General features: G+C 74.5%; 18 protein-coding genes. 9 read left to right on the top strand and 9 right to left on the bottom strand.

The annotated features are described in order from the left end of the window. Window positions 1–3: 3 nt before the first annotated feature. The gene (gene mtrA, locus Q9R28_RS14525; RefSeq protein ID WP_066658387.1) at window positions 4–678 is read right to left on the bottom strand and encodes an MtrAB system response regulator MtrA; all 675 of its coding nucleotides are present in this window, start codon (window positions 676–678) and stop codon (window positions 4–6) included. A 150-nt stretch (window positions 679–828) separates the two neighbouring features. On the opposite strand from mtrA, the gene Q9R28_RS14530 reads away from it, so the two are divergent. Genes Q9R28_RS14530 through Q9R28_RS14550 form a run of 5 tightly spaced genes read left to right on the top strand, consistent with a single transcriptional unit; the run spans window position 829 to window position 6,539 of the window. Further along, a complete protein-coding gene (locus tag Q9R28_RS14530) occupies window positions 829–2,232 on the top strand; it encodes a glycerophosphoryl diester phosphodiesterase membrane domain-containing protein (protein WP_311206431.1) in 1,404 nt (467 codons plus the stop codon). Continuing rightward, window positions 2,199–2,864 (top strand): DUF4129 domain-containing protein, encoded by a 666-nt coding sequence (locus Q9R28_RS14535; RefSeq protein ID WP_311206432.1) that lies wholly within the window; start codon window positions 2,199–2,201, stop codon window positions 2,862–2,864. The genes Q9R28_RS14530 and Q9R28_RS14535 overlap by 34 nt, the downstream gene beginning before the upstream one ends. Continuing rightward, window positions 2,861–4,117 (top strand): DUF4350 domain-containing protein, encoded by a 1,257-nt coding sequence (locus Q9R28_RS14540; RefSeq protein ID WP_311206433.1) that lies wholly within the window; start codon window positions 2,861–2,863, stop codon window positions 4,115–4,117. Before Q9R28_RS14535 ends, Q9R28_RS14540 begins: the two co-directional genes overlap by 4 nt. Next, complete coding sequence (locus tag Q9R28_RS14545; protein WP_396137169.1) at window positions 4,114–5,181, top strand: AAA family ATPase; 1,068 nt, start codon at window positions 4,114–4,116, stop codon at window positions 5,179–5,181. Before Q9R28_RS14540 ends, Q9R28_RS14545 begins: the two co-directional genes overlap by 4 nt. Beyond that, window positions 5,181–6,539 carry a DUF58 domain-containing protein gene (locus tag Q9R28_RS14550; protein WP_311206434.1) on the top strand — a complete coding sequence of 453 codons (1,359 nt, stop codon included), beginning with the start codon at window positions 5,181–5,183 and terminating at the stop codon, window positions 6,537–6,539. The genes Q9R28_RS14545 and Q9R28_RS14550 overlap by 1 nt, the downstream gene beginning before the upstream one ends. A 42-nt stretch (window positions 6,540–6,581) precedes the next feature. Here the strand turns inward: Q9R28_RS14550 and Q9R28_RS14555 are convergent, their stop codons facing one another. Next, complete coding sequence (locus tag Q9R28_RS14555; RefSeq protein WP_311206435.1) at window positions 6,582–7,577, bottom strand: stage II sporulation protein M; 996 nt, start codon at window positions 7,575–7,577, stop codon at window positions 6,582–6,584. Between the two features lie 62 nt (window positions 7,578–7,639). On the opposite strand from Q9R28_RS14555, the gene Q9R28_RS14560 reads away from it, so the two are divergent. Beyond that, window positions 7,640–8,509: an RDD family protein gene (locus tag Q9R28_RS14560; protein WP_311206436.1), complete on the top strand. Its 870-nt coding sequence runs from the start codon at window positions 7,640–7,642 to the stop codon at window positions 8,507–8,509. Between the two features lie 59 nt (window positions 8,510–8,568). Here Q9R28_RS14560 and ahcY read toward each other — a convergent pair whose 3' ends face one another. Both ahcY and Q9R28_RS14570 read right to left on the bottom strand, forming a co-directional pair. After that, window positions 8,569–10,047 (bottom strand): adenosylhomocysteinase, encoded by a 1,479-nt coding sequence (gene ahcY, locus Q9R28_RS14565; protein WP_209685210.1) that lies wholly within the window; start codon window positions 10,045–10,047, stop codon window positions 8,569–8,571. 186 nt (window positions 10,048–10,233) lie between these two features. Continuing rightward, window positions 10,234–10,458, bottom strand: a complete 225-nt coding sequence (locus Q9R28_RS14570) for a DUF3499 family protein (protein WP_066654995.1) — start codon at window positions 10,456–10,458, stop codon at window positions 10,234–10,236. Window positions 10,459–10,550: 92 nt separating this feature from the next. Between Q9R28_RS14570 and Q9R28_RS14575 the strand changes: the two genes are divergently transcribed. Further along, entirely contained in the window at window positions 10,551–10,991 is a 441-nt protein-coding gene (locus Q9R28_RS14575) for a metallopeptidase family protein (protein WP_066654996.1), read from the top strand. A 191-nt stretch (window positions 10,992–11,182) separates the two neighbouring features. Here the strand turns inward: Q9R28_RS14575 and Q9R28_RS14580 are convergent, their stop codons facing one another. From Q9R28_RS14580 to manA, 5 genes are all read right to left on the bottom strand, one after another. Next, window positions 11,183–12,586 carry a DUF5719 family protein gene (locus Q9R28_RS14580; protein ID WP_311206437.1) on the bottom strand — a complete coding sequence of 468 codons (1,404 nt, stop codon included), beginning with the start codon at window positions 12,584–12,586 and terminating at the stop codon, window positions 11,183–11,185. After that, the gene (locus Q9R28_RS14585) at window positions 12,583–15,462 is read right to left on the bottom strand and encodes a glycosyltransferase family 2 protein (protein WP_311206438.1); all 2,880 of its coding nucleotides are present in this window, start codon (window positions 15,460–15,462) and stop codon (window positions 12,583–12,585) included. The genes Q9R28_RS14580 and Q9R28_RS14585 overlap by 4 nt, the downstream gene beginning before the upstream one ends. Window positions 15,463–15,620: 158 nt before the next feature. Continuing rightward, window positions 15,621–15,959, bottom strand: coding sequence for a WhiB family transcriptional regulator (locus tag Q9R28_RS14590; protein WP_081985311.1), 339 nt, complete (start codon window positions 15,957–15,959; stop codon window positions 15,621–15,623). Between the two features lie 190 nt (window positions 15,960–16,149). Next, the gene (gene galE, locus Q9R28_RS14595) at window positions 16,150–17,112 is read right to left on the bottom strand and encodes a UDP-glucose 4-epimerase GalE (protein WP_066658396.1); all 963 of its coding nucleotides are present in this window, start codon (window positions 17,110–17,112) and stop codon (window positions 16,150–16,152) included. A 54-nt stretch (window positions 17,113–17,166) separates the two neighbouring features. Further along, window positions 17,167–18,375 carry a mannose-6-phosphate isomerase, class I gene (manA, locus tag Q9R28_RS14600; protein ID WP_066658397.1) on the bottom strand — a complete coding sequence of 403 codons (1,209 nt, stop codon included), beginning with the start codon at window positions 18,373–18,375 and terminating at the stop codon, window positions 17,167–17,169. 102 nt (window positions 18,376–18,477) lie between these two features. Between manA and Q9R28_RS14605 the strand changes: the two genes are divergently transcribed. Then, the gene (locus Q9R28_RS14605) at window positions 18,478–20,562 is read left to right on the top strand and encodes an acyltransferase family protein (RefSeq protein ID WP_311206439.1); all 2,085 of its coding nucleotides are present in this window, start codon (window positions 18,478–18,480) and stop codon (window positions 20,560–20,562) included. A gap of 24 nt (window positions 20,563–20,586) precedes the next feature. Continuing rightward, window positions 20,587–21,963 carry an O-antigen ligase gene (locus tag Q9R28_RS14610; protein ID WP_081984932.1) on the top strand — a complete coding sequence of 459 codons (1,377 nt, stop codon included), beginning with the start codon at window positions 20,587–20,589 and terminating at the stop codon, window positions 21,961–21,963. The last annotated feature ends 9 nt before the right edge of the window (window positions 21,964–21,972 follow it).

Consider the following 21,972-nt stretch of genomic DNA (forward strand, 5'->3'; position numbering starts at 1 on the left):
TGCTCAGGCTCCTCCGGCCCGGTAGCCGACACCGCGGACGGTGGTGACGATCTTCGGGTTGTCCGGGTCGTGCTCGATCTTCGCGCGGAGCCGCTGCACGTGGACGTTCACGAGCCGGGTGTCCGCCTTGTAGTGGTAGCCCCAGACCTGGTCGAGGAGCATCTCGCGGGTGAAGACCTGGTTCGGCTTCTCGGCGAGCGCGCGGAGCAGGTCGAACTCGAGCGGGGTGAGCGCGATCACCGTGTCGCCGCGACGGACCTCGTGCGCGGCGACGTCGACGGTCAGGTCGCCCGCGTGCAGCACCGACGCGTCCCCCGCCGTCGGCCGCAGCCGCGTCTTGATGCGCGCGACGAGCTCCTTCGGGTTGAACGGCTTGACGACGTAGTCGTCGGCACCGTTCTCGAGGCCGGCGACGACGTCGGCGGTGTCGCCCTTCGCCGTCAGCATGATGATCGGGGTGCCGCTGTCCGCGCGGATCCGCTTGCAGACCTCGATGCCGTCGATCCCCGGCAGCATGACGTCGAGCAGCACGAGGTCGGGCTTCGTGCTGTGGAACGTCTCGACGGCGTCGTTGCCGTCGGCGCTGAACTCCGGGTCGTACCCCTCGGAACGGAGGACGATGCCGATCATCTCGGCGAGGGCCTGGTCGTCGTCGACGACGAGGATGCGCGGTGTCATGTGCATGGACTCCGTGGGACGGGCGGCGGTGCCGAGAGCCGGCACCCACAGTCACGATAGCCGAGCACCCGTCGCACCGGGATCTTGCGACAGTATGGGTGCACGGTCGTGCGTTCCGCTGCGCGACACGAGCACGACGAGGGGGCGGCGATGGCCGACTGGCAGGTTCCGGGATCCGGTGGGGGCGAGGACCGGACGGGAGGCCCGTCCCACCCCGCAGGGCAGCCGTCGTCCGCCGGGTGGTCGGGGCAGCAGCCGTGGCCGGCCCAGCAGGGCTGGCAGCAGCACGCCGGCCCCGGGCGTCCCGGTCCCGGTCCGCAGCGACCGCCGGCGCAGCGCCCGGTCGTCCCGCTCCGTCCGCTCGGCCTGGGCGACGTGCTCGCGGGGGCGTTCACGGTGTTCCGGCGGAACGCGCGCGTCCTGCTCCTCTGGAGCCTGCTGCTCAGCGGTGTGCTCGGGCTCCTCGCGACGCTGGCGAGCACCTTCGGGCAGCAGTCGCTGCAGGCGCGCATGTCGTCGGCGGTCGAGGCCGGCGGGAGCGGCGCGGGGGACGTCGTCGCCGGGTCCGTGACCCTCTTCCTCGTGCTCTCGGTCGGGCTGCCCTTCCTGGCCTACCTGGGCCGGGCCTTCCTCGTCGCGCCGGTCGCGGCGGACACCGGGCAGCGCGTGCTCGGGCGCCGCGCGAGCTTCCGCGGCCTCTGGGCGCTCCTCGCCGGTCGGCGGTGGCCGGTCCTCGCGTGGATCCTGCTGCAGCTCGCCGCGGGCCTGGTCCTCGGCGCGGTGTTCGGCGGACTCGTGGTCGGCATCGCGGCCGGTCTGGTCGCGGGTCGCTCCGGCATCGGCGGCTTCATCGGCGCGTTCTTCCTGCTCGCCCTCGGCGCACTCGTCGTGGTCGCCTGGCTGGCGACGAGGTTCGCGTTCACCGTCCCCACGATCGCCCTCGAGGGCCGGGGCGTCTTCTCGGCAGCGGCGCAGTCGTGGCGACTCACCCGCGGGGCGTTCTGGCGCACCTTCGGCATCGTCCTGCTCGTCCAGGTCGCATTCGGGATCGCGGGGTCGATCGCGTCGATCCCGCTCACGTTCGGCACGGTCCTGGCCATCGGCGCCTTCGACCCGCTCGGGCAGACGGGCGCGGCCGCCGGTGTGGGCGTCGGGGCCGTCGTGGCCATCGTGCTCGGTGCGCTGCTGTCCATCGCCGTGCAGTGCGTCACCGACGTGCTCAGCGCCTCGGTCCTGACCTTCCTCGCCCTCGACCGCCGCATCCGCACCGAGGCGCTCGACCAGCGGATCGCCGCGCACCTGGACACCGGGGAGCCGTCGGACCCGTTCGCACCGGCGCCCGCCGTCGCCCGCCCGCCGTGGCCCGGTCAGCAGGGGCCCGGACAGCAGGGCCCCGGACAGCCCTGGCCCGGACAGCAGGGCCCCGGACAGCCCTGGCCGGGTCAGCCGTCGACGCAGCAGTGGCCCGGCCCGCAGCAGCCCACGCAGCATTGGCCCGGCCCACAGCAGCCGTCGCAGCAGTGGCCGGGGCAACCGTGGCCGGGCGGCTCGTGACGCTCGGTCCGGACGAGGCACGTCGACTGCTCGAACGCGAGCTCGAGCGAGCCGACTACGACGGTGCACGCGCGACCTGGTGGGACCGGGCCTCGCGCCACGTGCTCGAGTGGCTCGGGTCCTTCCGCCCGGGCGGCGGGCTGGACTCCCCCGTCCTCGGGCAGTCCGTGCTCTGGATCGCGGTCGTCGTGCTCGTGGCGGTCGTCGTGCTCGTGGTCGTCGCCCGCGGTCTCCCCCGTCGCCGGGCCCGCACCGCGCGGTCCGACGACGGGAGCGTCTTCGACGCCGACGACGTCCGGTCCGCCCGCGAGCTCGGCGGCGCCGCCCGCTCCGCCCTGCGCGCGGGCGACTGGTCCGCCGCGGTCCTCGACGGGTACCGCGCCGTCGCGCGCGGACTCGCCGAACGCGACCTCGTGCGCGAGGTCCCCGGCGCCACGGCACGGGCCGTCGCCGGCCGCGCGGCACCGTGGTTCCCCGACCACGCGGACCGGATCGACCGGGCAGCGCGCGCGTTCGACGACGTCCGGTACCTCGGCACCGAGGCCGACGAGGCCACGGCACGCTCGGTCATCGACACCGAGGCGACGGTCCGCGGTGCCCGACCCGCGGTCGCACCGGCGGTGTCGACGTGAGCGCCGCCGCGACCGCGACCCGCGTCTCCCGCGCCCCGGGCAGGCTCGGTCGTGTCGCCTTCTGGGTCGTCATCGTGCTCGTCGGCCTGCTGCTCGCCGGGCTCACCGCGGCGGTGCAGTCCTCCACCGACCCGTCCCGCGAGCCGCTCGACCCGACCTCGACGACGGCGAGCGGTGCGCGGGCGCTCGTCCGGGTGCTCGAACAGCAGGGCACCCGGGTCGACGTGGTCGACCGCGTGGACGGCCTCGACGGCGACGCACTCCGCGGTGCGACGATCCTGGTCGACGACTCCGCCGGCGCCCTCGACGCCGGGGTCGCCCGCCGACTCGGTCGCTCGGCCGAGCACGTCGTCCTGGTCACCACGGACCAGGCCGCACTCGACGCCCTGGGCCTCGACGTGGTCGCCGCCGGCCCCGTGCTCGGGGACGACACCGTCGCGACCACCGGGTGCGCCGTCCCGGCCGTCGCCGCCGCCGAGCGCATCACCACGAGCGGCCAGGGCTACCGCCCGCCGTCGGACGGCCCCGTCCCGTCCGGCACCGACCTCTGCGCCACGACCGGCAGCGGGGACGACCGCGTCGCCGGCATCGTCCGGACCGCCACGCCCGGCGGCGACGTCACCCTGGTCGGCACGACGGGGGCGCTGCGGAACGACACGATCACGACCGCGGGCAACGCCGCCTTCGCACTCGACCTGCTCGGTTCCGGTGACCGGCTCGTCTGGTACACGCCGACCCGGACGTCGGCCGACGCCGCGCCGACGATCGGCTCGCTCGCACCGTCGTGGGTGCCCGGCGCCCTGCTGCTGCTCGGCCTCGTCGCGGTCGCGGCCGGTGTCTGGCGCGGTCGCCGGCTCGGGCCGCTCGTCGTGGAACGGATGCCCGTGGTCGTCCGCGCCTCCGAGACCACCGAGGGGCGCGCACGCCTCTACGCCAGGACCCGGGACCGCACGCACGCGCTGGACACCCTGCGGCTCGCAGCGCTCCGACGGGTCGGGCACCGCCTCGGGCTCCCCCGCGGTGCGCACGTCGACGAGGTCGTCCGTGCCGCGGCCCGCGCGACCGGTCGTCCCGACCCCGCCGTCGGCGCCGTCCTGGTGGGCGGCCCGACGACCGACGACCGTGCGCTCCGCGACGGCGCAGCGGCCCTCGACGAGCTCGAGCGTGCCGTCCGCGCGGCGACCGGCGCCCCCGTCCCGCAGACCTCCACCCCCCGAACGCCCCACCGCAACCGACGAGGAGCACGACCGTGACCGATCCGTCACCCGCCCAGGAACCGAACGGCACGACCCGGAACGACGCTGCGTCCACCACCAGGACGCGGCCCGCCACGGAACCGGACGCCACGGCACGCCCGACCGGCGGCACCGACGCGCTCCGGGACGCCTTCGGCCGGCTCCGCGCCGAGGTGGGCAAGGCCGTCGTCGGCCAGGAGGGCGCCGTGTCCGGGATGATCGTCGGCATCCTCGCGCAGGGCCACGTCCTGCTCGAGGGCGTCCCCGGCGTCGCGAAGACGCTGCTGGTGCGCAGCCTCGCAGCGGCCATGTCGCTCGACACGAAGCGCATCCAGTTCACCCCGGACCTGATGCCCGGGGACGTCACGGGCTCGCTCGTGTTCGACGCGTCGACCGGCACCTTCCCGTTCCGCGAGGGCCCGGTCTTCACGAACGTGCTGCTCGCCGACGAGGTGAACCGCACGCCGCCGAAGACGCAGTCCGCACTGCTCGAGGCGATGGAGGAACGCCAGGTCAGCGTGGACGGCGCCGCGCGGCCGCTGCCCGACCCGTTCTTCGTCGCCGCGACGATGAACCCCATCGAGTTCGAGGGGACCTACACGCTGCCGGAGGCGCAGCTCGACCGCTTCCTGATGAAGCTCACGCTCGACGTGCCGCCCCGGGACGTCGAGTGGCAGGTGCTCCGTCGGCACGCGGACGGCTTCGTCCCGCGGGACGTCCGGTCCGCCGGGGTCCGGCCGGTGCTCGGCGTCGACGAGGTCCTCGCGGCGCAGCGGGCCGTCCGCGCGGTGGGGGCGCGCGACGACGTCCTGGCGTACGTGGTCGACCTCGCCCGCGCCACCCGGCAGGCGCCGTCCGTCCGCATCGGCGTGAGCCCCCGCGGTGCGACGGCGCTCCTCGCCGCCGCGAAGGCGTGGGCGTGGCTCACCGGCTACGACGCGATCACGCCGGACCACGTGCAGGCGATGCTCCTGCCGGTCTGGCGGCACCGTCTGCGCGTGGCCGCGGACGCCGAGCTCGAGGGCGTCGGGGCGGACGGGGTGCTGCAGCAGGTCGTCGAGCAGGTCCGGGTGCCCTTCTAGTGGCCGTCTCCGGTCGCTTCGTCGCGCTCCTGGCGGTCGCGATCGTCCCCACGGTGCTGCTCGGCAGCGCCTGGGGCGGCGTGGCGTGGGCGGCCGTCGTGGTGCTCGCCGCCGGGCTCGACGTCCTGCTCGCCGCCGATCCGGGCTCGGTCCGCGTCGAGCGACGGATGCCGCAGCTGGTCCGACGCGGCAGCACCGCCGACGGCACGCTCGTCCTGGCGAACGACGGACGTCGGCCGCTGCGCGCGGTCGTCCGGGACATGTGGGAGCCCTCCGCCGGCCACGGGCCGCACCGGATCCGCTCGACGGTGCCCGCCGGGGAACGCCGGACCGCCCGGGTGCGCTTCACGCCCTTCCGTCGCGGCCGTCGCACCAGCGCCGGGGTCGCCGTCCGGTCCTTCGGCCCGCTCGGCCTCGCCGCCCGGCAGGCCGTCCTGGACGCGCCCGGTTCGCTGGTGGTCACGCCGCCCTTCCGGTCGCGTCGGCACCTGCCCTCCCGGCTCGCCCGGCTCCGCGAACTCGACGGTGAGACCACCCTGCAACTGCGGGGTCACGGGACGGAGTTCGACTCCCTGCGCGACTACGTGCGCGGCGACGACGTGCGGTCGATCGACTGGCGCGCGACCGCCCGGCGGCAGGACCTGGTCGTCCGGACGTGGCGACCGGAGCGTGACCGCCGCGTCGTCATCGTCGTCGATGCCGGTCGTGCCGGCGCCGGACGCGTCGACGACGAGCCGCGGCTCGACACGTTCATCGAGTCCGCGCTGCTGCTCGGCGCGCTCGCGACGGCTGCCGGCGACCGGGTCGAGCTGGTCGTGCTCGACGACACCGTCCGCGACCGGGTGCACGGTGCGACGCGGACCGACGTGGTGCGACGCTTCGGCGAACGGCTCGCACTCGCCGAGCCGGGCCTCGCGGCGACGGCCTGGTCGGCGGTCCCGGCAGCCGTCGACGCCGTGACGACCTCACGTTCGTTCGTCGTGCTCCTGTCGAGCCTGGACTCCGTCGGCGCCTCGGCCGACCTGCTCGCGGTGCTCCCCCGGCTCGCGCGACGGCACGCCGTCGTCGTCACGAGCATCGCGGACCCGGCCGTCGAGCGGATGGCGAGCGGGGTCGCCGAAGCCGGTCACGGGACGCCGGAGCAGCGGGACGGACGGGTGTCGCGCCTCCTGGCCGGGTCCGGTGCCGAGCGCGACGTCTACCGACGAGCGGCCGCGGAACGGACCCTGCTCGACGCGGACGGCGTCGCGGACGTCGCACGCCGGGCCGGCGCCGAGGTCGTGCGCGGTGGGCCCGGGGCCGTGCCACCGGCCGTCGCCGACGCGTACATCCGCGCGAAGGCGGCCGGCCGGCTCTGAGCCGCGGGCGGCGGGCGCACGACCCACGGCGCAGCCCTCGGCTCAGCCCGCGGTGAGCGCCGTCGCGCCGCGCTCGAACTCCTCGACGTCACCGCGCTCACCCGCGCGGAACGCACGGCCGCCGACCACCCACTGGTACCAGAGCACCGCGGCCAGTGCGACCGTGCCGATCCCGATCTTCACCGGCCACGGCCAGTCCTGGCGGGTCACCACGCCCTCGACCAGCCCGGAGAGGAGCAGGGTGAGCGCGAGACCGACCGCGACCGTGAGGAGAGCTCGACCGTCCTCCGCCAGGGCCTGCGCCCGCGTGCGCGCACCGGGGGCGATCCACGACCAGCAGATCATCAGGCCGGCGGCACCGGCGAGGAAGACCGAGTACAGCTCGAGCTGACCGTGCGGAGCGATCCAGAGGAAGAAGTCGCCGAGCCGCCCCTGCGAGTGCATGATCGCCGCGGAGACGCCGAGGCTCACCGCGTTCTGCACGATCGACACCGGGACGTAGAGCCCCGTGATGCCGAAGGCCACCATGCGTGCCGCGATGAAGGCGTTGTTCGACCACACCTGCGCGGTGAACGCCCCCAGGCCGTGGTCGGAGTAGTACGCCTGGAAGTCCTCCGTCGCGTACTGCCGCAGGGCCTCCGGCGTGCCGAACGTCGTGACCGCTCCCGGGGTCGACGCGATCCACACGGCCACGATCGCCGTGATCGCGACCGTTGCCGCCGCGACCCAGACCGTGACCCAGCGGATGCGGTACAGCGCCGCCGGGAGGTGCCGCGCGAAGAACGTCGTGACGGCGGTCAGGGGGTCGACCGGCGTGCCCGTGAAGCGCAGTCGTGCGCGGAACACGGTGCGGGACAGGCGGTCCCCCACCGCGGAGCCGGGCGCGACGCCGCGGACCCGCGCGAGGTCGGTCGCGACCTCCTGGTAGCCGCTGACCAGCCGGTCCGCGTCCGCGCCCGACCCGTGTCGGGCGCGGGCGAGCCGGTCGACCTCGTCCCAGCGGTCGCCGTGCACCGCGCTGTAGGCCTCCAGGTCCACGTGCCTCCCCCGATCGCGCACACCGGGCCCCCGAGGGGACCCGCTCACGACAGAATGATCCCATGGGGAAGACGCGCGTGCCACGCGACCTGTCCGACGCCCGCTTCGGCGGGACGCTCGACGAGACCGCCGACGAGCTCGTCGTCGGCGAGGCCGTCGCGCTCGACGTGCAGCCGGCCGGCATCGTGCTGCGACTCGCGGCGGCGCTGCTCGACGGGGTCTGCCTCGTGGCGCTGCTCGCCATGCTGCTGTTCGGGCTCGCGAGGGTGTGGCCGCCCGGCGCCGACACCGTGTGGCTGCTGCCCCTCGGCATCGGGGCCGCGGTGACGGTGCTCGTGCTCGTCCCGGCCGGGATCGAGACCGTCACGCGGGGCAAGAGCGTCGGACGGTACGCCGCCGGGACCCGGGTGGTGCGGGTCGACGGAGGCGCGATCGGGTTCCGGCACGCCTTCACCCGCGCACTGGTCGGGCTGCTCGAGCTCTGGTCCACCCTGGGCTCCGTCGCGTTCGTCGTGGCGCTGTTCGGCTCGCGCCCCAGACGCCTCGGCGACCTGCTCGCCGGCACCTTCGTGCAGCACGAACGCGGCGCACGTCGGCGCGACGTGGAGGTCCTGCTGCCGGTCGAACTCGTGCCGTGGGCAGCGGTGGCGGACGTGTCGGCGCTGCCGCAGCGGCTCGAGGACCGCCTCGGGGCCTTCTTCCGGTCGGCCGGCGACCTACGGCCGGAAGCGCGCGAGACCGCCGCGCGGATGCTCGCGGCGGCGGTCGCGGAGCACGCCTCCCCGGTGCCGGACGTCCACCCCGAGGTGTTCCTCGCGGGCGTCGTCGCCGTGCGGCGGGAGCGCGACGTGCGGGCACTGCGGGCGCGGGCAGCACTGCTCGACGGTGCGGCGGCCGTCGCCGGGGCGCGGCCGCCGGGCTTCCCGCGCTGAGGCGCTGGCGCCGCCCCGCGCGGCGACGGGAGCCGCGCAGCAGCGCGGCGCCGGCGCGATCAGTACCGGTAGTGGTCCGGCTTGTAGGGGCCCTCGACGGGCACACCGATGTAGGCGGCCTGCTCCGGCCGGAGCTCGGTGAGCCGGACCCCGAGGGCGTCGAGGTGCAGGCGCGCGACCTTCTCGTCCAGGTGCTTCGGCAGCACGGAGACCCCCGTCGGGTACTCCTCGCGCCTCGTGTGCAGTTCGATCTGCGCCAGGACCTGGTTCGTGAACGAGTTGCTCATCACGAACGAGGGGTGCCCCGTCGCGTTGCCGAGGTTCATCAGCCGTCCCTCGCTCAGCACCAGGACCGAGCGGCCGTTCGGCAGCCGCCACTCGTGCACCTGCGGCTTGATCTCGACCTTCTCGACCCCCGGCAGCGCCTCGAGCCCCGCCATGTCGATCTCGTTGTCGAAGTGTCCGACGTTCGCGACGACCGCCAGGTGCTTCAGCGCGAGCACCTCGTCGACCCCGACGACGCCGAGGTTGCCGGTGCAGGTCACCACGATGTCGACCTCGCCGGCGACGTCCGCCAGCCGGGCGACCTGGTAGCCGTCCATCGCCGCCTGCAGTGCGCAGATCGGGTCGACCTCGGACACGACGACCCGGGCGCCCTGGCCGCGGAGCGCCTCGGCGGCGCCCTTGCCGACGTCCCCGTAGCCCACGACGAAGGCGACCTTGCCGCCGATGAGCACGTCGGTGGCCCGGTTGAGCCCGTCGGGCAGCGAGTGCCGGATGCCGTACTTGTTGTCGAACTTCGACTTCGTCACCGAGTCGTTGACGTTGATCGCCGGGAAGCGCAGCTCGCCCTTCCGAGCGAGCTCGTACAACCGGTGCACGCCCGTGGTGGTCTCCTCGGTGACGCCCTGCACCTCGGCCGCGATGCGGGTCCAGCGGTCGGTGGAGCGCTCGAGCGACGCGGCGACGGTCGCGAGCACGATCCGCCACTCGGCGCTCGCGTCGGCCCCCGGCTCCGGAGCACGTCCGGCGGCCTCGGCGTCCGCACCGGTGTGCAGGAGCATCGTCGCGTCCCCGCCGTCGTCGAGGATGAGATTCGGCCCCGTCCACGACTCCCCCGCGGCAGCGGCCTCGACGCTCCAGTCGAAGATGCGGTCGGTGCACCACCAGTACTCGTCGAGCGTCTCGCCCTTCCACGCGAACACCGGGACGCCCGCGGGTGACGCCGGGGTCCCCGTCGGCCCCACAGCGACCGCCGCGGCGGCCTCGTCCTGCGTGGAGAAGATGTTGCAGCTCGCCCAACGGACCTGCGCGCCGAGGGCCACGAGGGTCTCGATGAGGACCGCGGTCTGCACGGTCATGTGCAGGGACCCGGCGATCCGCGCACCGGCGAGCGGCTGCGACGGCCCGAACTCCTGACGCAGGGCCATCAGGCCCGGCATCTCGTTCTCGGCCAGGCGGATCTGGTGGCGACCCGCCTCGGCGAGGGCGAGGTCGGCGACGCGGAACGGGGCGGCGGTGCGGGTCTCGGTCGACATGGCGTCAGTCTGGCACGCCGGGAGGCGCGGACCGTCAGACGACGTCACGGACGTCGGGCGGGCCTCCAGGCCGCACCGGGAGACGCTGGACGGACCGGCTCACCTCCGGCGGGCGGGCCACCGGAACCGACGCACTCGGCGGCCGTCGGTCGGCGGCGTGGGCCACCGGGACCGCGGTGCGCGGCCTCAGTCCGCGGGCGCTGCGTCCCGCCGGATCGGTTCGCGCCGCACGACGTCCCAGCCGCGGGGCACGCGCAGGCGGGCCGCGTGACGGGCGCAGAGGTCGTACCCGTGCGGCTCGACACGGGTGGAGAGGGGCCCGACGACGACCATGGAGTCGCCGTAGTCGTACGTCAGGGTCGCCGAGGCGCTCGCGCCACAGGCGACCTTGCTGCAGATCCGTACGTCCATACCGACACCGACCCTACCGGGCGCACCACCGCGACGGCCTGCCGAGGGCCGTCGCCGGGGTCGGCCACGCCCTCGCCGCGTACGATGGCGGGATGCGTCGGAAGCACCCCACCGTCACCCCCGTCGACCGCGCCCGTGGTCGGTCACGGCACGGACGCGGTGGCCGGTCGAGTGTCACCGGACCGGAGCTCGCGCCCGTCATCACGCGCGCCGAGACGTTCGACCGCATCGTCGGCGACACCGCCCACTACCTGGTGGGGCTCTGGCCGGACGAGCTCGCCGGGGTGGTGTTCCAGGTGGCCGACATGCCGACCGACCAGACGCTGCCGGACCGCCTCCCCCGCTGGCGGGTCGACCGCGGCGACCGGCGCGTGACGCTGTTCCGGATCCCCGTCGAGCGGGTCACCCGGAGTCCGGAGAAGGACGACACGGACCGCCGCGTGATCATCGAGACCGCGGTGTTCCGTGCGGTCGGCGAGCTCATCGACAAGGACCCGTGGGACCTGGCGCCCGACCGGTACCGCCACTGGTGACCGACAGGGACCAGCACCCACGGCCGGACCCGGCACCCGACCGGTACCGCCACCGGTGACCGACAGGGACCAGCACCCACGGCCGGACCCGGCACCCGACCGGTACCGCCACCGGTGACCGACACGGACCACGCGCCGGACGGGCACCGCCACCGCTGACCGACGGGCCCCGGCGTCAGGGGTAGACGGCGTCAGGGGTAGACGCGCACCGGGGTCGAGACCTCCGTCGCCGGCCGCACCGGGAAGCCGGCGATGCCGTCGTCCGCGTCGTAGCTGACGCCCGCGACGAGCCCCTCGGCGCCGGTGAGCTCGAGCTGCGTCGACACGGGGACCTGCACGGTGGCCGTGCTGCCCGAGGCGACGTCCACCTCCTGCTCACGGTCCCCCGAGGTGATCGTCACCGTCGCGTCCGACCGCGTCGGGTTGACGAGGTTCATCCGCGACCCGCCGCCGGGCGCGACCGCGGTCACGACACGGTCGCCGAGGGGCTCCGCGGACGCGAACCAGCCGAGGTCGGTCCGACCGTCGTCGGTCGGCTTCGTGGTGCGGGCCCCCGCGACGAGCGACTCCGTCGACGTCACCGTGAGCGAGTACCGCCCGTCCGGGAAGTCGTCGAGGGCGACGTCGGTGACGACCCCGGGCTCAGCGGTCGCGTTCACCGTCGAACCGCCGCCGTCCGCCGTCGTGATGCCGACGGTCACGCGTGCAGCGCGGTCGCCGGGGACGAACAGGCGGAGCACCGGGGTGGCGTCCTCGGTGTCGTCCCCGCGCTGCGCCTCCTCGGCGCCGCTCAGCACGACCGCGGGGATCACCTGCGTCCGCGCCGGTGCGGCGCCGCCGGAGACGACGTCGTAGCCGCCCGGGGTCAGCGTCCGCACGATGCTCTCCTGCATGTGCGCGACGATCTGCCCGCCGGACGAGGTCACGTGCACGACCGTCGATCCCTGGTCGGCGACGAAACCGGACAGCGGCACGACCTTCTGCGTGTTCGGTGCGACCACGATGCCGGTGGTCCCGGGCGCCTGCACGGTACCGGAGGCGTCGAACACGTCGAGGTCCACGGCGGCGTTGACGTCCGTCGGGTTCGACAGCGTGATGAGGCTGGTCCGGCCGGTCTCGGTGGAGCCGCCGACAAGCCAGGTCGACTGGCCGGGGTCGTCGCAGGACGCCGCGCCGAAGCCGACGAGGTCCCCCGACGACACGCTCTGCGAGGTGCTGCCGGCGACCTGCGGCGTGCTGTCACCGGCGGGCGCGGTGAGGAGCTGGGGGTCGCTGCCGCCGGTGGTCGACGAGCCGAGGGTCGACCGGTCGACGGTGCTGCCGGTGGTGCCGGTCGCGACCTCCGACGACCCGACGGTGCTGGCCGTCGTCGCGTCGTTCCCGGACTCGTCCGAGAGCCGCAGCGCGCTGCCGGCGCACACACGCTCGGCGTCGGCGGGCACCGGTGTGACGAGTCGCCCGGCCGGGCGGAGCGCGGTGCTCTCGGTGCCGATCGCGTGCGCGGCCGTCACGGCACCGGCGGCGACGACCACGGCGACCGCGGTCGCGGTCCCGCGGACGACCCACCGTCGGACGGACCGGTGCTCGGTGCTCATTCGTCGCGCTCCTCGTCGAAGGTGGTGGCGGGTTCCTCGGCCTCGATGACGTTCGAGGTGGCACGGCGGCGACGCGGTGCGGTCGGGACGGCGAGCAGGGCCGCGGCGCCGAAGACCACGCCGAGCACGAGAAGGTACAGCACGTGCGTCGCCTGGGTCGCGGCCGAACCGGTGGACACCCGGTCGACGTGCCCCTCGTAGTGGAAGAGCCGACCGGAGGTGGTCTCGCCGATGCTCGTGAACCGGGCGTCCTGGCCGATCGCTCCGGCCGCACGGTCGTGCACCTGCTGCGCCGCGTCGGCGTCCGGTGCGTCGTCGAGCAGCACGAACGAGATGCCGAGCTCGCGGAGCGCGGGTTCGGGGTCGTACCCGCTGCGGCTGGCGAGGTTCCCGGCGAGCGTCGCCAGCTGCGCGCCCGACCTGCTGAGGCGGAGCGCGGTGGAGTCGAGCGTCGTCTGGTCGTCGAGCGTCGAGCCCTGGCCGCGTTCGAGCGACACCGCGAGGGAGCCGTCGGTCTGCGGGTCGACCACGAGCGTGCCGACGTCCGGGTTGGCCTGGGCCTCGGCGTTCACGTAGGCGCTCAGGACCCGTCCGGTGGTCGGCTGCAGGAGTGTGTCACCGAGGGTGGACGCGGCGAAGGCGGGGGTGACCGCGACCCCGGCGAACACCGCCGCGACGAGTGCGGTGACCGGGGCGGTCCGCGGCAGCACGTCGATGCCGATCGACGCCGCGAGCACGATGCCGAGCGCCGTCACGGACAGGGCGCTGCCGGGCCAGACGATCGTCGTGGTCGAACCGACCCCGGTGACGGTGAGGTGGGTCGCACCGAAGGCCGTCGCGTAGCCGAGGAGCGCCAGGACGAGCGCCGCACCGGCGACGGCCCAGCGGTGTCCGAGGAGCGCCCCGACCGCGAGCATGACGACCGGCAGCGCGAGGACGGCCATCGCGACGGGCAGGACCGACGCCGCGAGCCCGAGGGGCGTCGTCGCGGGGAGCCACCCGCTCCAGTCCGGCAGCGGCTGCCCGACCGCGAGCTGGAGCGCCGAGGGGGCGCGCGTGGCGGAGGGGACGCCCGGGTCCGCGAACACGGCGAGCGGGTTGCCGCGGGCGACCTGCGCCAGGACGAGCGGCAGGAAGAGCACGGCGGCGGGGACCGGGATGAAGACCCGACGGTGCGCACGCCGCCAGCCGACGACGAGGGACACGACCCACCCGACCAGCAGGACCGGCAGCAGCGACGGCGCCGAGGCCGCGACGACCGCGAAGAGCAGCGACGCGCCGGACGCCCATGCCCACGAGCGGTGCGCCTCGAGCACCGCCAGCAGCAGCCACGGGAGCAGCACGTGCGCGATGGCGGCCCCGAGGTGTCCGGTCGTGACGGCGCCGACGAGCGTCGGGGTGATCGTGTACAGCGCGGCACCGACGACGGGCACCCAGGTGCGGGTGGTGACCTTGCGGACCACGAACCAGGCGCCGAGCGCGGCGAGCGGGAACGAGAGCAGGAGCACGACCACGACCGAGGTCGACGGCGACCAGGCGGTGATCGAGCCGAGCACGGCGAGCACGGCGGCGAACGGGTCGCTCGGGCCGGTGGAGCCGGTCCCGACCGAGTGCCAGCCGTAGCCGACGTTCTGCCACAGCCGCCCGACCGAGGTGCTGAGCGGCAGGAGTCCGCCGCCCGTGACCGCGGGGGTGCCGAGCAGCGGGTACAGCGTCACCACGCTGAGCGCGGCCGCCGCGAGCACGACCCACACGCCGCCGTCGCCGAGGAACGACGCCCGCGCGATCGGGGCGTCCTCGACGCGGGCGAGTTCGACGTCGCGCGAGGTGGTCCGTCGCTCGTGCACCCGGCGCCAGCTGACACGGAGGGGCTCGATGGCCGCCCACCCGACCCGACGGGTCCGCGCGGCGTTCGCCCGCGCTCGTCGGACGCCGCCACCGAAGGCCACGGCGAGGGCGGCGGCGAGTTCACCGGAGACCGCGGCGGGGTGCTTCGCGACGAGGTGGCCGACGGCCCGGACGAGCGCGGTCGGCACGAGCAGCAGCCAGTGCAACCAGAGCAGCCCGGCGGGGGCGTACGTCAGCCGGCGGTGCAGTTGCGCCTGGCGGTGCAGGCGCACGCGCCGCCCCTCGGAGACGCGCTTGCGGCCGAACTCCTCGATCGGTCCGGCACTCGTCACGCGGGCCTCGGGCACCACGGCGACGCGGTGTCCGGCGAGGCGCGCACGGATGCAGAGGTCGAGCGCGGCGTCGACGTCCGGCAGCGCCGGGTCGAAGCCGCGGAGTTCGCGCCAGACCGAGCGGCGCACGAGCATGCCGGCGGCGGACACGCCCATCACGTCGGTGTGCCGGTCGTGCTGGCCCTGGTCGAGCTCGTCCTGCACGAGGGCCAGCGATCGGCCGGCGCGCGTCGTGCTCTCCCCGAACGCACGGATCCGTGCGGGGTCGTCCGTGTCGACGAGCTTCGGCCCGGCGACCACGACGGACGGCGCGATCTCGACCGCGGAGAGCATCTCGGCGAGTGCGGTCGGTGCCGGAGCGTTGTCGTGTCCGAGCAGCCACAGCCACTCGTCGGGCGCTGCGTCGGTCCCGTCGTCGCCGTCGGCGGTCGGCGCTTCGCGCTCCCCCGCCGCGACGGCCTCGCCGAAGGGGCGCCCGGCGGGCAGGCGCACGAGCCCGGCGGACCCGCCCAGGGCGAGCTCGGCCGTCGACCCGTCGGTGGAACCGACGTCGACGACGACCAGGTTGTCGGGGTGCCGGGTCTGGGCGACGAGGGCGTCCAGGGTCCGGTCGAGGTGCTCGCCGCCGTTCGCGGTCACGAGGACCGCGGTGACGCGGGGCTGGGCGGACCGGGGCTGCGCGGGACTGGGCTGCATGACGCGCGTCACTCTACGGTCTGGAGGCGCGGGACCGGTCTGCGGGAACGGCGCGCCGTCAACCTGTGCGCACCATCAACGGACGGTGGGTGGCGGAGGCGGGACGCGCCTCCTGGCCGACCGACGCCCGTCGCGCTGCGCGCGGCGCGGTGGGTGCGTCAGGCGCGGCGGCGGAGCTTCCGGCGCTCGCGTTCGGAGAGGCCGCCCCAGATGCCGAAGCGCTCGTCGTTCTCGAGCGCGTACTCGAGGCACTGCGACCGGACCTCGCACGACCCGCAGATCTTCTTCGCCTCGCGGGTGGAGCCGCCCTTCTCGGGGAAGAACGCCTCGGGGTCGGTCTGGGCGCAGAGCGAGTCGACCTGCCACGACAGCGGGTTCTCCTCGTCGCCCTCGGCACGGCGGACACCGGGGACACCGAGCGACACCGGGTCGACGTGCCAGTCCTCCGGCACGCCGGCGTGGAAGTCGGAACCGTTCACCCTGATCACCCCTGACATGTCGACGACGGCCTGCAACGACCGAAGCCGCTGCCTGTAATTACAGCGGTGTGATTCCGTTCCGTCAAGTCGCGGATCATAGAAGGGGCTGACCGCTGCGGCGTGTCATGTCCCCCGTACGGGCGTGTCGCAGGCCGTCTGTCCGGCGATCGGGGGACACACTGCGCACTCCCACCGCCGTGCCCGGGCCTCAGCCGACGCGGCGACGGGCCTCCCAGGCGCTGGACACCATCTCGTCGAGCGAGTGCCGCATCGCCCAGTCGAGGTCGCGCGCGGCGGCCTCGCCGGTCGCGACGATCCGGGCGGGGTCACCCGGACGCCGGGGCGCGACCTCGGGCTCGAACGCGATCCCGGTGCCCGATGCCATGGCGTCCATGATCTGCCGGACGCTCACGCCGTCCCCGCTGCCGAGGTTGTAGGCGCGCTCGAGCTGCTCGCCCGCCTCGAGCTTCTGCGCCGCGACGGCGTGCGAGTGCGCGAGGTCGGCGACGTGGATGTAGTCGCGGACGCAGGTGCCGTCCGGGGTGTCGTAGTCGTCGCCGTTGATGCGCGGCACCCGGCCGGCGAGCAGCGCCTCGAACACGAGCGGGAACAGGTTGTGGGGGCTGGCGTCGTACAGGTCCGGCTCCCCCGACCCGACGACGTTGAAGTAGCGGAGCGAGGTGGTCGCGAACCCGGCGGCGACCTCCATGTCCCGGAGCAGCCACTCGCCGATGAGCTTGGACTCGCCGTACGGCGACTCCGGTGCCTTCGGGGTGTCCTCGACGACGACGTCGACGTCGGGTGTGCCGTAGACCGCGGCGCTCGACGAGAACACGGCCTTGGTGACGCCGTTCTCCGCCATCGCCCGGAGCAGGGTCGCGGTACCGGTGACGTTCTGCTCGTAGGTGTGTAGCGGCCGCTCGACCGAGACGCCGGCGTACTTGAAGCCGGCGACGTGCACGACGCCGGTCACCGCGTGCGCACGGAGGGTGCTGGCCAGCAGGTCGCCGTCCAGGATCGTCCCCTCGACGAACGGCACGTCCTCCGGCACGAAGGCACGGAACCCGCTCGACAGGTCGTCGAACGCGACGGTGTCGATCCCTGCGGCGCGCAGCGCGCGGACGACGTGGGACCCGATGTACCCGGCACCGCCGGTGACCAGCCAACTCATGCTCGTCACGCTAGCGGACGGCACCGTCCCCTCGGGCTGCAGGCCGCTGCGTGTTCACGCACCGGTCGCGATGAAGACCGTGGACGTCAGACCGGTCGCGGCGTCGGCCTCGACCGTCACGTCGCCCTCGTCCGGCGTGACGTAGCAGGACTCCCCCTGGCGGAGCAGGGTCGCAGACCGCGCGCCGACGAGGGTCACGGCGCCCGTGGTGCAGACCGCGATGCTCGGGCCGGAGAGCGGTGCCACACCGCCGGTGCCGAGGCCGACCGGACGACCGTCGCCGGTGACGCGGACCAGCGCGAACCCGACCCCGTCCGGAGCGAACCGGTCGACGCCCTGGTCGAGGCGTTCCGGGGTCAGCACCGGTGCCGGGTACGCGGTGAAGTCGAGCACCCGCAGGAGTTCCGGGACGTCGACGTGCTTCGCCGTCAGGCCACCCCGGAGCACGTTGTCCGACGGCGCCATGAGCTCGATGCCGAGCCCGTCGAGGTAGGCGTGCACGTTGCCCGCGGGCAGGTACATCGCCTCGCCGGTCCGGAGCGTGACGCGGTGCATGAGCATCGACACGACCACGCCGGGATCGCCCGGGTACGCGGCGGCCAGGTCGACCACCGTCTGCACGTTCGGGGTGCGGTCGTCCTCCGGCAGGGCGGTGGCGAGGTCGGACGCCGCCTGCACCACGGCGAGCGCCGACGCATCGGCGGTCTCGAGCCAGCGCACGGTGTCCTCGAGCCCCTGCGCGAGGTGCGCGAGCAGCGGCCCGAGCCGTCCGCTCCCGCCGTCGAGCGACTCGACCTCGGCCACGGTGTCACCGACCGGGCGGAAGCCGCTGAGCGCCTCGAACCGGTCACTGAGGGCGACGACGAGCTCGGGCTTGGGGAACGGGTCCTTGTAGTTGCGCGCCGGGTCGTCCAGCGGGGTCCCCGCGGCCTCCTCGCGCGCGAAGCCGTCGCGGGCCTGCTCGGGCGTGGGGTGCGCCTGGAGCGACAGGGGTGCCGCCGCCGCGAGGAGCTTCAGCAGGAACGGCAGGCCGCTGCGGTCCGGGCCGAGCGCGGCCTCGGGCTCGGCGTCGATCCAGTCGCGCAGGGTGTCGGCACCGCCCACCATCGCCGGGTTCACGACGACGCTGGGGCTCCCCGCGTGCGCGCCGAGCCAGAGCTCCGCCTGCGGTGCACCGGTGACGGTGCGGCCGAGGAGTTCGGGGATCGCGCTGGTGGAACCCCAGGCGTAGTCGCGTGGCGTGTTGGTGATGCCGAGGAACATGCCGCGAGCGTACCGGGCGGGGACCGGCGTCCGCTCGGCGCCGCCCGTGGTGCCGGAGCCGACCGGGGCATCGACGAACCGCTCTCGCATAGACTCCCCGCGATGTCCGAGCCGCGCCGCCCCGAGTCGACCCGATGGGACGTGCAGGCCCTGCGCGCCTTCGCCGTGCTGGCCGTCGTGCTGTACCACCTGTGGCCGAACCGGCTGCCCGGCGGCTTCGTCGGGGTCGACGTCTTCTTCGTCGTCTCCGGCTTCCTCATCACCGGCCACCTCGTGCGCGAACAGGCCGCGACGGGGCGCATCCGCCTCGGTGCCTTCTGGGCACGACGTGCCGGGCGGTTGCTGCCCGGCGCGTTCCTGACGCTCCTGGCCACGGGCGCCGCGGTGCTGCTGCTCGTCCCGAGCTCGCTGTGGGGGCAGTACGGGCGGGAGCTGATCGCGTCGACGGTGTACCTGCAGAACTGGCAGCTCGCGTCCGACGCCGTCGACTACCTGGCGAGCGACAACCGGCCGTCGCCGTTCCAGCACTTCTGGTCGCTCTCGGTCGAGGAGCAGTTCTACATCGCACTCCCGGTGCTCCTCGTGCTGCTCGGCGCCGTGCTCGCCCGCGCCCGGCGTCGGGACCCCGTCCTCACGGCACGCCTCCTGCTCGGCACGGTCGCGGTCCTCTCCCTCGCGTGGTCGGTCGTGCAGACGCAGACCGCGCCCGGCATCGCCTACTTCTCGACCGCCACGCGTGCGTGGGAGTTCGCGCTCGGCGGGTTGGTCGCGACGGTCCCGCTCGCCGTCGCCCGTTCGCGTCGGGCGCGTGCGGTCCGGACGGGAGGCACGTGGCTGGGCGTCGCGGGCCTGGTCGCGTCCGTCCTCGTGATCACGCCGACGACCCCCTACCCCGGCACCGCGGCGCTCCTGCCCGTCGTGTCGGCCGCGCTCGTGGTCGCCCTCGGTGCCCGCAGCGGCCTCGACGTCGTCGGCCGGACCCCGCCGGTCGCGTTCGTCGGCCGGACGTCGTACGCGGTCTACCTGTGGCACTGGCCCGCCGTCGTCCTGCTGCCGATCGTGCTCGGCCACCCGCTCGGCACCACGAGCAAGGTGGCGGTCCTGGTCGGGGCACTCGTCCTCGCCGCGGCGTCCACGCTGCTCGTCGAGGAGCCGCTGCGCGCCCGGGTCCGTTCCGCACGTGTCCGTCCGCGACGCGTCGCCGTGCTCGGCGTGGTGGCGTCGGTGGCCGTCGTCGCGCTCGGCGCCGGCACGCTGGCCGCGGTGCAGGTCCAGCAGGTGCAGGCGGCCGCGTTCGCCGAGCGCCTGACGCGCGGGGACGTCGACTGCTTCGGCGCGGCCGCGCGCATCGGCTCGGACGACCCGTGCGTCAACCCGCGCCTCGCCGACGTCCGGGTGCCCGCCCCGGCCGCCGCCCAGCACGACGACGCGAACTCGGGCGACTGCTGGTCGAACACGACGGCCGACTTCAACGTCTGCGCGCTGGGACCGAGGACCGGGTACCGGAAGCACCTGCTCGCCGTCGGTGACTCGCACAACAACGCCCTGATGACGGCCTACCGCGCGGTCGCCGAGCGGGAGCACTGGCGCATCGACGTCGCCGGGCACATCGGCTGCTACTTCACGACGGCCGTGCAGCAGGCCCCCACGCAGGGCTACACCGACAGCTGCCAGGGCTGGAAGCAGAACGCCGTGGACTGGGTCCGGCAGCACGACGACGAGCTCGACGCCGTCGTGGTGACGCACGCGGCGACCAAGAGCCCGGTCATCGTCCCCGACGGCAGCAGCAACGACGCGACCGTGGTCGACGGTCTCGTCGGCGCGTGGCGGGCGGCGACGGACGCGGGCGTCCCGGTGATCGCGATCCGCGACAACCCGACCGCGCGCGACGACGTCATCGCGTGCCTCGCGCAGATGCAGGGCCCGACCACCGGGGCCTGCGACCTCCCGCGCGACCAGGCCCTGGCGGCCTTCGACGGCAGCGAGCAGGCCATTGCGGCGATCGGGGACCGTGCCCGGTACGTCGACATGACGGACTGGTACTGCGACCGGACCACGTGCCCCGCGGTGATCGGCGGGGTCGTGACGCACCGCGACCCGACGCACCTGACGGCGACGTTCGCGACGACGCTCGCCCCGGCACTCGGCGACCGGCTCAGCTCGGCGCTCGCGTCGCTCGAGCGCTGAACCGGGGGCGCTAGCCTGTCTCCCGTGACGAACACCTGGCCGATCGCCCGCGGGACCGTGTCCGAGCGTGAGGCGTTCGCCCTCGCCGTGACCGTCCTGTTGACGATGTTCGCCGGTGACGCGGTCCCGAACACGACGACGTGGTACGGCGCCGCGACGATCTGGGCGATCGAGGCCGCCTGGGGCATCAGCGTCGTGGTGCGTGCGCGACCGCCGCTGACCCGGACGCCCCGCGCGCTCTGGTTCTTCCTCGCCTGGTGCCTGGTGTCGGTTGCGTGGTCGCACTGGCGACCGGCGACGCTCGCGAGCATCGTGGCGCAGGTGGTCTGCGCGCTGGTCGCCTTCGCGATCGCGTCGACGCTCTCCTGGCGCCGGATCCTCGACGCCGCGAGCACCGCGTTCCGCTGGGTCGTCGGCCTCTCCCTGGTCTTCGAGGCCGTGGTGGCCGTCGTCGTGAGGCACCCCATCGCGCCGATCTGGACCGACTACGGCGACCGGGACATCCCGGACGCCTTCTACTTCTCGCGCGCCGAGCTGTTCACCGGCGGACGCATCCAGGGTCTGCCGGGCAACGCCAACCTGCTGGCGATGGTCGCCCTGCTCGCGGCGATCGCCGTCGCGGTGCAGCTCGTCGACGGCCGGATGCGCCGGGGCCGGGCGGTCGCATGGCTGGTCGTGGCGGCCGCCACCCTGCTGCTCACCCGGTCCTCGACGGTGTTCCTGGCCGTGGTCGCGGTGGTCGTTGCCCTCCTGGTCGCCCTGTGGATCCGACGCGTCCCGAGCGGGCGCCGGGGACCGCGTGTGCTCGCGGTGGTCGCCGGCCTGGTCGTCCTGGTCGTCGCCGCCGTCGCCGCGCGCGTTCCGTTGCTGGCGCTGCTCGGCCGTTCGTCCGACCTGACGGGCCGGGGCACGATCTGGACCGCGGTCGTGGGTCTGGCGGAGCAGCACCCGGTGCTCGGCTGGGGGTGGATCGGCTACTGGTGGCCGAACATCCCGATGCTCGCCGAACTCGCGCCGCGGAACGGCGTCCAGTACCTGCAGGCGCACGATGCGGCGCTCGACGTGTGGATGCAGACCGGCCTGGTCGGTCTGGCGCTCTTCCTCGTGTACGTCCTGACCACCTTCGGCAGGTCGTGGTCGGGGGCCGTGCGGGAGTCCTACGGTCCCGGGCTCGTGCAGCGGCCGTTCGATCCGGTCTCGCTGTTCCCGCTGCTCGTCGTGGTCGCACTGCTCGTGCAGGCGCTCGCGGAGTCGCGCCTGCTCTACCAGGGGAACTGGGTGCTGTTCGCCCTCGTCGCGATCAAGACGCGGATCGTGCTCGTGAACGAGGAACCGCCGTCGACCGGGGACGGGCCGCGCACTCCCCTCGCGCAACGCGCCTTCCGCGCCACGTCGGGCTGAGGGGCGGCG

Origin of the sequence: Curtobacterium sp. BRD11 (assembly GCF_031844345.1) — a bacterium.
Taxonomy (GTDB): Bacteria; Actinomycetota; Actinomycetes; order Actinomycetales; family Microbacteriaceae; genus Curtobacterium.